Source organism: Vibrio sp. ZF 223 (genome assembly GCF_003050585.1).
Taxonomy (GTDB): Bacteria; Pseudomonadota; Gammaproteobacteria; order Enterobacterales; family Vibrionaceae; genus Vibrio; species Vibrio crassostreae.
Map to the genome: position 1 here is coordinate 206,376 of NZ_PIGB01000006.1, position 12,548 is coordinate 218,923.

The following is a 12,548-nucleotide window of genomic DNA, read 5'->3' on the forward strand; positions in this document are numbered from 1 at the left end:
TATGGTGATTATTTAGCACCAAAACAAGAATGATTATTCGAGATGTTTCGCACATCTTGCCTGCTAAAGACCGTATTATGAACCAAGGAAGCTGAAAGCTGTCCTAAGAGTCTAGTAGATAAATATGCTCAATCAACTTTTATTGAGTAATAAATTGAGCATAGAACAATGAAAACAAAGGATTAATTTTAATAACATATAAAAGCATAGAGGTTAGCCTGACTAAACAGGTAACGCCTTACTCACGGAGGATATATGCACGATATAACACCCGACTTATGTGATGAGTTTGAAAGCGAAGTCACCCTACTGAACATGCCATTGCAGAACTTTGGTCAACGTGGTGCGTTCTTTGGAAAAATTGTAACAGTTCGTTGTTACCACGATAATTCCAAGGTTCGCGAGATTTTAGAGACCGATGGCTGTGGCAAAGTGCTTGTCGTTGATGGAAATGGCTCATGCCAAAAGGCGCTGCTTGGCGATCAGCTCGCTATTCTCGCGATAGAGAATGGTTGGGAAGGCGTGATTGTGAACGGTGCGGTGCGTGATGTTGGCATGATGTCGCAAATGGACCTTGGTGTTCAGGCGCTGGGTGCATCGCCATTCAAGACCGAGAAACGCGGCGTCGGACAAGTGAATGTTACGCTCTCTATACATAATCAACTGATTCAGCCTGGTGACTATCTTTATGCCGATTGGAATGGCGTATTAATTTCATCTGAGTTGTTAATTGAGTCGTAACTAACTCAAATTTAATTCCGTTGTTAGATTAGATTGGGGAATGGTTTGTGATGTGCTGAAAGCTTGGGGCTCAATTCGGACTAATCAGTAAATAAAGAACAAGCGAAAGAGATTAAAAGCGAAACCCTAATCCCACTTCAACACCTTGCTGCCACTCTTCATAGTCAAGGGTGGCATGCAAATCTAGATTATCAGTCAGTTGCACTCGGCTGGAAACCTCTGCGGCTACCGATTTCTCATTGTCTTCGGTTTCATCTTTATAGGTGTGTAAAGAACTGTTGAAAGAGACTCTTTCTGAAAACTGATAACTGACACCACTTAAGAATCCACTTTCCTGTTTCAGTGCCGCACTATTGATACGTGTACCCACGTAAAGATCCACATCTGAAAACAAGCTATAAGAATAGCCACTGTCTATTTTCCAAGTATCGAAGCTTTCACTTGACGCGTTTTGTGTGGAGATAAAAAATTTATGAGAAGAACGATCTATTTGAGAAGGAAGTAGAGGCAAACTATTCGCTGAACAAACAACAGGCATAGCAAAAGCCAAAAGAATAAGTAATCTCTTCATTTCCCACTCCTGATGTCATTATTATTGTTCTTCGAACGTTATCGTTCAATTAAAGCACAGAACTTGTGCGTTCGCTGCACAATCGATATAGCATTTTGTTATGACTATATATGCAATTGATCACTCTTGCTTGTTCAATGAGTAAATCCAGTATCTTAAGTGAAGGTTTATACAGGGTGTTTTATCCCTTAAATGACGGTTTGCTCTGAAAAACGGTGCGAATGTAAAAAAAACGCAACTTTTCATTGACGTCCAGTGGTAAAAATTGATACACGTAGAGTAAAGCACAAGCAGAGAATTTGATATGCAGCACTTAAGCCACCTAGTAATGACCACAACCATTATTATTACCGACATTAACATTGTTGGGGCAGGCTGCTAAGTAACGGATTTTAAAAAAAAGGCCTGTATCCAACAAGATACAGGCCTTTTTTTGTACCATTTTTATGACTTATGGAGAAAGGGATGCGCGTTTTAAAGTTTGGAGGTTCATCATTAGCTGATGCAGATCGTTTTTTACGAGCGGCTGATATCATCGCTAATAATGCCCAGCAAGAAGAGCTAGCTGTTGTACTATCGGCTCCAGGAAAAACAACCAATAAGTTGGTCGCTGTAATTGAAGCTGCACTTAAAAATGGTGAAGCAGATGCACAGATTACAGAGATCGAATCCTCATTCGCTGCACTGTTTGCAGATATTCAAGCCGTTGTTCCTTCTATTGACGGTTCTGCGTTCCAAGAGCAGGTGGATACTTCTCTTGCTCAGCTAAAACAGTTCGTGAACGGCATTAACCTACTGGGTATGTGCCCGAATCATGTTAATGCTCGCATCATCAGTAAAGGTGAGCGAATCTCAATCCAGTTGATGAAAGCGGTACTTGAAGCGAAAGGCCAACCAGCAAGCCTGATTGACCCAGTTCAATACCTATACGCTAAAGGTGATCACCTTGAAGCTATGGTCGATGTGGATGTTTCAACTCAGAACTTCCGTCAATCGCCACTTCCTAAAGGTCACGTAAACATCATGCCGGGCTTCACTGCTGGTAATGATAAAGGTGAGTTAGTAACACTTGGCCGTAATGGCTCTGACTACTCAGCGGCAGTTCTAGCGGCATGTCTACGTGCTGATTGCTGTGAAATCTGGACTGATGTAGACGGCGTTTACAACTGTGACCCACGCTTAGTCGATGATGCACGTCTGCTTAAATCATTAAGCTACCAAGAAGCGATGGAGCTTTCTTACTTCGGTGCTTCGGTTCTGCACCCGAAGACTATCGCGCCTATCGCGCAATTCCATATTCCTTGTCTGATCAAAAACAGCTTTAACCCACAGGGTGCGGGTACTTTGATTGGTCAAGACACTGGCGAAGATAACCTAGCAATTAAAGGTATTACTACGCTAAGTGACCTAACAATGGTTAACGTATCAGGCCCTGGTATGAAAGGCATGGTTGGCATGGCAAGTCGCGTATTCGGCGCGATGTCTTCGGCTGGCGTTTCTATTGTCCTTATTACTCAATCGTCTTCTGAGTACAGCATCAGCTTCTGTATTGAATCGGCTGACAAAGTGAAAGCGAAACAAGTGTTGTCAGACGCGTTTGAACTTGAGCTCAAAGATGGTCTATTAGAGCCAGTTGAGTTCATGGACGACGTAGCGATTGTAACGCTGGTGGGTGACGGTATGCGTACTTCACGCGGTGTTGCTTCTCAGTTCTTCTCTTCTTTAGCTGAAGTGAACGTCAACATTGTTGCGATTGCTCAAGGGTCATCTGAGCGTGCTATCTCAGCGGTTATCCCTGAAGATAAAATCTCTGAAGCAATCAAAGCGTGTCACGAGAACCTATTTAACTCTAAGCACTTCCTTGACGTATTCGTTGTGGGTGTTGGCGGCGTTGGTGGCGAACTTGTTGATCAGATCCAACGTCAGCAAGGTAAATTGGCTGAAAAAGGCATCGTGATTCGCGTATGTGGTTTAGCAAACAGTAAAGGTTTGTTGCTAGACAGCGATGGTCTACCGTTAGAGCAGTGGCGTGACCGTATGTCGAGTGCGACTGAAGAATTCAGCCTAGCTCGCTTAGCCGCTCTTGTTCAACGTAACCACATCATCAACCCAGTATTGGTTGACTGTACGTCTAGCGAAGGTATTGCTGCGCAGTACGCTGATTTCCTAGCGGCTGGTTTCCACGTGGTAACACCAAACAAGAAAGCAAACACAGCAAGCATGGCTTACTACCATCAGCTTCGTGAAGTTGCACGTAACTCACGTCGTAAGCTGATGTACGAAACAACCGTAGGTGCAGGTCTACCAGTAATCGAAAACCTTCAGAACCTTATCTCTGCAGGTGATGAACTTGAGAAGTTCAACGGCATTCTTTCAGGTTCACTGTCTTACATCTTCGGTAAACTTGATGAAGGTATGACACTAAGCCAAGCAACCAATATTGCTAAAGATAACGGCTTTACTGAACCGGATCCTCGTGACGATTTATCTGGTATGGATGTGGCGCGTAAGCTGCTTATTCTTGCTCGTGAAGCAGGCATGGCGCTTGAACTTGAAGATGTTGAAGTTGATCAAGCTCTGCCACCAGGTTTTGATGACTCAGGCACGGTTGAAGAGTTTATGGCTCGTCTGCCAGAAGCGGATGCTTACTTCCAAGAGCAGTCGGCTATCGCAGCAGAAGAAGGCAAAGTACTTCGTTATGTTGGCGAAATCGCTGAAGGTAAGTGTAAGGTTCGTATCGCTGCTGTTGATGGCGATGACCCAATGTTCAAGATTAAAGATGGCGAGAACGCATTAGCATTCTACAGCCGTTACTACCAACCAATCCCTCTAGTACTACGTGGCTACGGCGCGGGTACTGAAGTAACAGCAGCTGGCGTATTCTCTGATGTGATGCGTACTCTTGGTTGGAAATTAGGAGTTTAGGAATGAGTTCAAGTGATATGGATGTTGTCGTTTATGCTCCTGCATCAATCGGTAATGTCAGTGTAGGGTTTGATGTGCTGGGGGCCGCTGTGTCTCCAGTGGATGGCACACTGCTGGGTGACCGAGTAATGGTTAAAGTAGGCGATGAATCATTCTCGCTAAAAACAGCAGGCAGCTTTGTTTCTAAGCTGCCGACTGAAGCCAAAGAAAACATCGTCTATGACTGCTGGGTGGTGTTCTCTAGAGAGCTTGATAAAAAAGGCGTTGCGCTAAAGCCTTTAGAAATGACACTCGAAAAGAACATGCCTATTGGTTCTGGTCTAGGTTCAAGTGCATGTTCAATTGTCGCGGCACTGGATGCGCTAAATCGTTTTCATGGCCAGCCACTGAATGAGACTGAACTGCTTGCTCTAATGGGCGAAATGGAAGGTAAGATTTCAGGCGGTATCCATTATGATAACGTTGCTCCATGTTACCTTGGTGGTGTGCAGTTAATGCTTGAAGAGTTAGGTATCATTAGCCAAGAAGTACCGTGTTTTGATGACTGGTATTGGGTAATGGCGTATCCGGGTATTAAGGTTTCAACGGCTGAAGCTCGCGAAATTCTTCCTTCTCAATATCGTCGTCAGGATGTGATTGCCCATGGCCGTCATCTAGCGGGTTTTATCCACGCGTGCCACTCTGGTCAGCCAGAGCTAGCAGCGAAGATGATCAAAGACGTGATTGCTGAACCATATCGTGAGAAACTGCTTCCAGGGTTTGCTGATGCGCGTAAATACGCCACTTCAGCAGGAGCACTGGCTACTGGGATCTCCGGTAGCGGTCCAACTCTATTTAGCATTTGCAAAGAACAAGATGTCGCCGAGCGTGTTGCACGCTGGTTAGAACAAAATTACGTACAAAATGAAGAAGGATTCGTTCACGTTTGTCGCCTAGATAAGCAAGGTTCGATCGTTACAGGAAGTGAGTTATGAAGCTGTACAACATCAAAGAAAATGACGAGCAAGTCTCTTTTGGCCAAGCCGTTCGTCAAGGTTTAGGTCGTAATCAAGGTCTATTTTTTCCATCTGAGCTACCAAAGTTTGATGATATCGATGCGCTGCTAGCAGAGGACTTTGTCCCTCGTAGCTCAAAGATTCTGTCAGCATTGATTGGCGATGAATTACCAAAAGAACAGATCGACCAAATGGTGGATGCAGCGTTCCAATTCCCTGCACCAATCAACCAAGTAAAAGACGGCGTTTACGCGCTTGAGCTTTTCCACGGCCCTACACTGGCGTTTAAAGATTTCGGTGGCCGCTTTATGGCTCAGTCTTTAGCAGCCGTTTCAGATGGTGGTCAAATCACTATCTTAACAGCAACATCAGGTGATACTGGTGCGGCGGTCGCACATGCTTTCTACGGCATGGAAGACATCAATGTTGTGATTCTTTACCCGAAAGGCAAGATCAGTCCATTGCAAGAGAAGCTTTTCTGTACGCTGGGTAAGAACATTCACACTGTCGCTATCGATGGTGACTTTGATGCGTGTCAGGCTCTGGTTAAAGACTCATTTGATGATGCTGAACTGCGTAAAGAGATTGGTCTTAACTCGGCAAACTCTATCAACATCAGCCGTTTAATGGCTCAGATCTGTTACTACTTTGAAGCGGCTTCTCAGCTGACTAAAGAGCAACGTGAAAACCTAGTTATTTCTGTACCAAGTGGTAACTTTGGTAACCTAACGGCGGGTCTATTGGCTAAAGCACTAGGTTTACCTGTTAAGCGTTTCATCGCAGCAACCAATGAAAATGACACGGTTCCTCGCTACCTAGAAACAGGTCAATGGGATCCAAAACCGACCGTTGCGACAACATCGAACGCGATGGACGTAAGCCAACCAAATAACTGGCCTCGTATTGAAGAGCTTTGCCAACTCAAAGGTTGGGGCTTAGATACACTAGGCAAAGGTAAAGTATCTGACGAGCAGAGCGCTGAGTCAGTTCGCGACCTAAAAGCACAAGGTTACCTATGTGAACCACATGGTGCGATTGCTTACCGTCTATTGGAAGAGCAATTGCAAGAGAATGAAACTGGCTTGTTCCTGTGTACAGCACACCCAGCGAAATTCAAAGAAGTGGTTGATGACATCCTAGGTTCTGATATCGAACTGCCAGGCCCGCTAGCAAAACACGCGGCAATGGAGTTGTTGTCTGAAGATCTTGATAACGATTTTGAAGCGCTAAAAGCAGTGCTTCGTCGAGTTCAACCGTAACGTCCATTTGTTTTTCGAACAAATAAAAACGGCGCTCAATGAGCGCCGTTTTTGTATTCTAATTTAAGCTCTAAAAATTATAGAGACTCAGTGAACGTACGTGCTATAACGTCACGTTGCTGTTCAGTTGTTAGAGAGTTGAAACGTACAGCGTAACCCGATACACGGATAGTTAGCTGTGGGTAGTTCTCTGGGTGAGCAACTGCGTCTTCTAGCGTTTCACGCTTAAGAACGTTAACGTTTAGGTGTTGGCCACCTTCGATGCGTGGTGCTGCTTCGATTGCAACTTCACGGCTTTCGTACTCGCCTAGGTCTGCAGCTGAGATAACTTGGTCAGCTTCGAAACCTGCAGTAGCAACAACACAACGAGCTTCATTCTTCTCGCTATCTAGTAGCCAGATTGAGTTTAGTAGGTCATCGTTTGCTGCTTTAGTAATTTGAATACCTTGGATCATAACTATCTCCTAGTCCACTGAATGTGGTTTGATTATGGTGTTAACTTTCGATTTTTATTGAGCTGAGTAATATATACCTAATATTAGTAAGGTTAACATTGATTTAAGTCAAAAAACAACCAAAAACCATATTTTTACAAAGGTGATTATCTTGAGGTAAATCAACAAAACCTTTGAAAACAAAGTAATTACAAAATATTTTAAAGTATAAAAAATATTTAACAGTTGTATTTGTTGTAAATTTACTACATTTGTTGTGTTTTTATTGAACAGCAACCGATACAACCCTTTATTTATTAAGCATTATGAAAGTGTAAAGTGATTTAATGACAAACAATAATTCATCCTCAAAACCGGAAACAAATATGAAGTTTATTGGCGCTCATGTGTCGGCTGCTGGTGGTGTTGATCAGGCGCCTATGCGTGCACGTGAAATAGGTGCCAATGCGTTTGCACTGTTTACCAAGAATCAGAGACAGTGGGCGGCAAAACCGCTAGAAGCGAAAACCATTAGTGCCTTCAAAGCCAATTGCAAAATGTTGGGCTTCGGTGCTGAGCACATTCTTCCTCATGACTCCTACCTTATTAACCTAGGAGCACCAGAGGAAGAGAAGCTAGAGAAATCACGCGCGGCTTTTATTGATGAGATGGAGCGTTGTAATCAACTTGGGTTAACGCTTTTGAATTTTCACCCTGGGAGTCATTTGAAGAAAATCTCAGAAAGCGAATGTTTGGCTAAGATCGCCGAGTCGATCAACCTAGCTCATCAAGCTGTACCTGACGTAATCGCGGTGATCGAGAATACGTCAGGGCAGGGCACTAACCTTGGTTGGAAGTTTGAACATCTAGCTGAGATTATCGAGCAGGTAGAAGATAAGTTACGTGTTGGCGTGTGCTTAGACACCTGCCATACGTTTACTGCTGGCTATGACTTACGTACAAAAGAGGCGTGTGAGCATACTTTTGCTGAGTTCGACCGCATTGTGGGTATGCACTATCTAAGAGCAATGCACATCAATGATTCAAAAGCTGAGTTCGCGAGTCGAGTTGATCGACACCATTCTTTAGGAAAAGGTGAAATTGGCTGGGATTGTTTTGAGTATATTGCTTCTGATTCTCGCTTTAATGGTATCCCTCTTATCTTGGAAACGATTGATTCGACGATTTGGAAAGAGGAAATTCAACAACTTAGAATGTTTCATCGCTCAGCAACGGTAGTCAGCGAAGAAGCGTAATAATAGAAGGGAAAATTTATTTCCGTCTATTTCTAAAAATTGGCACCTTTCTTTCATAACATTAAAGTGAATATGTAGTTCACGATGTCTTAGAGGAGGTGCCTTTATGTATTCAATCACCCAAACTTCAACTGTTGCTGTCGTAAGTCGTTTACCAACACCAAACCGTCACGTGCATAACCATGGCCACCATCGTACACAACAGAAAAGTGGTTAATCGAGATAAACACAACTTGAACTGATTATTATGATTCATCAACAAGTGAACCCTACACATCATGTTTATTGATAGCTGTATGAGGTATAACTAGATCCCTATTTAGGACAGTTAGCCGATACAGCTATTTTTTTGTCTGGCGAAAGCCGCTAGAAACCTTGATGATTGGGAAGTAAAACGATGAGCGCACCAAAAACTTGGGAATCCATTATTAATGATGAACGTGACAAGGAGTACTTTCAGAGTGTCCTCGCGTTTGTTGAGCAGCAACGTAATAATGGGAAAACCGTCTACCCGCCACAAGATCAGGTGTTCAGTGCCTTTGATATGACGCCTTTCGAATCCGTGCGAGTAGTTATCTTAGGGCAAGATCCTTATCACGGTGCTAACCAAGCTCATGGTTTAGCATTCTCAGTCCTTCCTGGCGTGAAAATCCCCCCTTCTCTACGCAATATGTACAAAGAGCTTGCACAAGATATAGAGGGCTTTGAGATTCCTAGTCACGGTTATCTCGATTCTTGGGCATCGCAAGGGGTGTTGATGTTGAACACCGTTCTTACAGTAGAAGAGGCAAAAGCACACTCACATGCTAAATGTGGTTGGGAAACTTTTACTGATGCCATGATTGCTGAGCTCAATCAGCGTTCTGAACCGATCATCTTTTTGTTATGGGGCGCACACGCCCAGAAGAAAGGCCAAGCGATTGATGAAGACAAACATCAAGTGTTGGTTGCACCTCACCCATCGCCATTATCGGCACGTCGTGGCTTCTTCGGTTGTCAGCATTTCTCAACAACCAACAAGTTACTTTCTTCTATGGATCAACAACCTATTGACTGGTGTTTACCAACAGAAGTGTAGGTTGGTGGTTTTCTGAGCCGGGTCAAATCATAAATCAGCATCTTCGTATACACTTATAAACAGTAGGTGTAATGGAGTGCAATACTATGATGATTGAAAGGATAAGACGAGAGCATGGCTATATGGCTCGTTTGCTCGCGATACTCAACAATAAGTTAGAGCTTCTAAAACAAGAGCGAGAAATAAACTATAGCTTGATCGCAGAGGTGGTTGATTACCTGATGAACCATTCGGACAAAGTGCATCACCCTAAAGAAGACGTTATTTATCGCTACTATCTTAAACAATATGGCAGTGATCAAGCGATTGAAGACTTGGAGTTAGAGCATCAATTGCTTTCTGAGAAAACGGCGGACTTTTTAGGCGTGGTCGATATGATCCTTCAAGATGCGGTGGTTCCTCAGCAAGTCTTTATTGAGCAGCTTGAAGCGTTTGTTAAGGCTCAGAGAAAGCACATGGAATATGAAGAGAAGCATGTGCTACCAATGATTGTTGAGGCGTTCACGGTTAAGGATTGGCAAGAGGTTGAGTCACAGTGGCTTCAACCAGAAGACGACCCTGTTTTTGGGGACACGATTGCTGACCAATATCGCCAGCTCGCAGCTCGCGTTCGACAAAATGAGCAAGAGTGCGTTTAGTTAATATTAAGAGTGAGTCACACCTATTTCGAAGTGCCTTCTATATTAAGAGGTGACTGTTTGAGACTCCCTCTATATTAGTTGATTAGTTCTTATTGCGGCGCTTTGAACGGATGCGATAGTCTAAACAATAAAAAAGGCACCTTTATAGGTGCCTTTTGCTATCTGATTTCTTATCGTGCTGATTAAAGCTTTATATCGTCAAGGCTAAAATCGAGACCGAGATTCATCTCTCTTAGCTCTTTCTCAAGCTGCCTGCGATCGTTGATGGCTTCGATTTCACGCCACTTACGCTTAAGTGGTTTCGAGCGTGTTTTTTGAGTTGCACGAGGCATTTCTAGTTCTGATACTTCATCGAATTGAAAGCTATCCATAAGCCATATCTCCTTCCGTGGGACTAGTTCTTACGAACCATTAAATATCATATTTAGGTTCACCATAACCTTGATTTGTTTCTCATTTGTTTCAAATCTATGAAGTTTTTGTTCTGTTTTTTTATGCATGCTCACACATTGAGGGACTTTTTATGTATAAAAAACAAGCAAACAAACCTAAGTAAACGATTAAATTAGGGGTTATTGAATGTTAATTCATTGTGCGAATGGAATAGTGTTTTGCCTATAATGCATTGAAGTGCACATGGTGCTATGCGGTATAGGGATCTCATTGGCCTAGAAAAAAACGAAGATCTTCACTATACCTTGTAAAACCTAGGCTGACGTCATTTTTATGGTATGGCGTTCTTGCTGGGGCGGAGCCGTGGCTGTTGTTGATATTATGTCCCGATAATGTGACTTTTATTGGGCTGTATTGTTGAAAGTTGTGTTAACAAAAGGTGTGTTATTAGTGAAATGTCATTTTAATATAAATGCATTTGCATATTGATTTTTAAGTCGTCTCGCTGCATTATCCGCCCGTCAAAAAATACACTGATACGTAAAATGGATGCATGAAGCGACATTTACAATCTAGATCGCAGCAAATAAATATAAAACGAATGCCGACACAACATTGACACTGGCATAGGCGATTTAGAGGAAGGCTAGGAAGCATGATCGGTGCTTAAACTCAATTACGAGGTTCACGTGACAGACTTAATCAATTTGATGAACGATCTCCTTTGGGGATCTATCTTAGTTTACTTACTGGTTGGTGTGGGTATCTACTTCACTGTACGACTAGGCTTCATTCAATTCCGCCATTTCGGCCACATGTTCTCTGTTCTGAGAAACAGCCGTAAAGCAGACAGTGCTGGTATCTCTTCTTTCCAAGCTCTTTGTACTAGTCTCGCTGCTCGTGTAGGTACGGGTAACATGGCAGGTGTTGCAGTAGCTTTAACCGCTGGTGGCCCTGGTGCTATCTTCTGGATGTGGCTAATCGCCATGCTAGGTATGGCAACATCGTTTGCTGAAAGTACACTGGCACAGCTATACAAAACGCGTGATAACGACGGTAACTACCGCGGCGGCCCTGCATACTACATGGAGAAAGGCCTAGGCATGCGTTGGATGGGGGTTCTATTCTCTATCTTCCTCATCATTGCATTCGGTCTTGTATTCAACGCGGTTCAAGCAAACGCGATTGCAAGCGCAATGAACACAGCATTTGATCTTGAGCGTAGCTACGTTGGTGTTGGTATCGTAATTATCTCTGCATTCGTTATCTTCGGTGGTATCCGTAAGATTGCACGTACTGCAGAAATCATCGTTCCAATCATGGCATTGGCTTACCTAGCGATCGCTATGTACGTGATGTTCGCGAACATCGAGAAAGTGCCTGAAGTATTGGCTCTTATCTTCAAGAGTGCATTCGGTCTGCAAGAAGCAGCGGCGGGTGGCCTAGGTTACGCAATCGCACAAGCGATGATTAACGGTATCAAACGTGGTTTGTTCTCGAACGAAGCGGGTATGGGTTCTGCGCCAAACGCAGCAGCTTCTGCTACGCCTTACCCGCCACACCCAGCATCACAAGGTTACGTGCAAATGCTAGGCGTGTTCATGGATACCATTGTTATCTGTTCAGCAACAGTAGCAATCATCCTGATGTCTGGTGAGTATGTACCACACGGTGAAGTTACGGGTATCGAACTAACGCAACGTGCACTAACAGCACAAGTTGGCGAATGGGGTGGCATCTTTGTAGCGGTAGCGATTTTCTTCTTCGCTTTCACTTCAATTATTGCAAACTACTCGTACGCTGAAACGAACCTTATCTTCCTAGAGCACAACAACAAGAAAGGCCTAGTGCTGTTCCGTATTGTTGTACTGGGTATGGTTATGTTCGGTTCTCTAGCGACACTACCAACGGTATGGGCCCTGGCTGACGTATCGATGGGCCTAATGGCGATTGTTAACTTGGTGGCGATTATCCTGCTATCAGGCATCGTGATTAAGCTAGCGAAAGACTACAACCGCCAACTAGACGCGGGTAAAGTACCGACATTCGATTCGAATGACTTCCCTGAGCTTAAGTCTCAACTGGAAGACGGTATTTGGGACAACAACAAGAAATAATCTTGTTGGAGCGATAAACCGCTCATCCTAAAATGATTAGAAAGGCTAAGGTTTCGACCTTAGCCTTTTTCTTTGCCTGTCATTTGTCTCATTCTGTCTATCAAAGCTTATTCTCCCTATCGAAGCTCATTCTCCCTA

At 43.7% G+C, this 12,548-nt stretch carries 11 protein-coding genes, 1 pseudogene and 1 other annotated feature; of the genes and pseudogenes, 8 read left to right on the plus strand and 4 right to left on the minus strand.

Features of this window, described 5'->3' with window-relative positions; all coding sequences use genetic code 11:
- Positions 1-106 precede the first annotated feature (106 nt).
- Positions 107-208 (minus strand): annotated as a pseudogene (locus tag CWO13_RS23710) (ribonuclease activity regulator protein RraA); the annotation flags it as partial.
- 47 nt (positions 209-255) lie between these two features.
- On the opposite strand from CWO13_RS23710, the gene CWO13_RS13830 reads away from it, so the two are divergent.
- A complete protein-coding gene (locus CWO13_RS13830; protein WP_108083087.1) occupies positions 256-741 on the plus strand; it encodes a putative 4-hydroxy-4-methyl-2-oxoglutarate aldolase in 486 nt (161 codons plus the stop codon).
- Between the two features lie 112 nt (positions 742-853).
- On the opposite strand, the gene CWO13_RS13835 is transcribed toward CWO13_RS13830, so the two are convergent.
- Positions 854-1,312, minus strand: a complete 459-nt coding sequence (locus CWO13_RS13835; RefSeq protein ID WP_048662672.1) for a hypothetical protein — start codon at positions 1,310-1,312, stop codon at positions 854-856.
- Positions 1,313-1,629: 317 nt separating this feature from the next.
- Positions 1,630-1,748, plus strand: a sequence feature (Thr leader region).
- Between the two features lie 29 nt (positions 1,749-1,777).
- On the opposite strand from CWO13_RS13835, the gene thrA reads away from it, so the two are divergent.
- From thrA to thrC, 3 genes are read left to right on the plus strand one after another with little or no spacing between them, the layout of a single operon-like run.
- A complete protein-coding gene (gene thrA / locus CWO13_RS13840) occupies positions 1,778-4,237 on the plus strand; it encodes a bifunctional aspartate kinase/homoserine dehydrogenase I (protein WP_102432148.1) in 2,460 nt (819 codons plus the stop codon).
- Positions 4,238-4,254: 17 nt separating this feature from the next.
- Positions 4,255-5,211 carry a homoserine kinase gene (thrB, locus tag CWO13_RS13845; protein ID WP_102480910.1) on the plus strand — a complete coding sequence of 319 codons (957 nt, stop codon included), beginning with the start codon at positions 4,255-4,257 and terminating at the stop codon, positions 5,209-5,211.
- Entirely contained in the window at positions 5,208-6,491 is a 1,284-nt protein-coding gene (gene thrC / locus CWO13_RS13850) for a threonine synthase (RefSeq protein ID WP_017059314.1), read from the plus strand. Before thrB ends, thrC begins: the two co-directional genes overlap by 4 nt.
- 77 nt (positions 6,492-6,568) lie before the next feature.
- On the opposite strand, the gene grcA is transcribed toward thrC, so the two are convergent.
- Complete coding sequence (grcA, locus tag CWO13_RS13855; RefSeq protein WP_017059315.1) at positions 6,569-6,946, minus strand: autonomous glycyl radical cofactor GrcA; 378 nt, start codon at positions 6,944-6,946, stop codon at positions 6,569-6,571.
- Between the two features lie 326 nt (positions 6,947-7,272).
- Between grcA and nfo the strand changes: the two genes are divergently transcribed.
- From nfo to CWO13_RS13870, 3 genes are all read left to right on the plus strand, one after another.
- Complete coding sequence (gene nfo, locus CWO13_RS13860; protein ID WP_108083088.1) at positions 7,273-8,181, plus strand: deoxyribonuclease IV; 909 nt, start codon at positions 7,273-7,275, stop codon at positions 8,179-8,181.
- Positions 8,182-8,578: 397 nt separating this feature from the next.
- A complete protein-coding gene (gene ung, locus CWO13_RS13865; RefSeq protein WP_057621958.1) occupies positions 8,579-9,259 on the plus strand; it encodes a uracil-DNA glycosylase in 681 nt (226 codons plus the stop codon).
- An 86-nt stretch (positions 9,260-9,345) separates the two neighbouring features.
- The gene (locus CWO13_RS13870) at positions 9,346-9,897 is read left to right on the plus strand and encodes a hemerythrin domain-containing protein (RefSeq protein ID WP_048658054.1); all 552 of its coding nucleotides are present in this window, start codon (positions 9,346-9,348) and stop codon (positions 9,895-9,897) included.
- Between the two features lie 185 nt (positions 9,898-10,082).
- On the opposite strand, the gene CWO13_RS13875 is transcribed toward CWO13_RS13870, so the two are convergent.
- Positions 10,083-10,271 (minus strand): DUF3545 family protein, encoded by a 189-nt coding sequence (locus tag CWO13_RS13875; protein WP_008224353.1) that lies wholly within the window; start codon positions 10,269-10,271, stop codon positions 10,083-10,085.
- A gap of 711 nt (positions 10,272-10,982) precedes the next feature.
- Between CWO13_RS13875 and CWO13_RS13880 the strand changes: the two genes are divergently transcribed.
- Positions 10,983-12,410: an alanine/glycine:cation symporter family protein gene (locus tag CWO13_RS13880; protein WP_032545312.1), complete on the plus strand. Its 1,428-nt coding sequence runs from the start codon at positions 10,983-10,985 to the stop codon at positions 12,408-12,410.
- Positions 12,411-12,548: the final 138 nt, after the last annotated feature.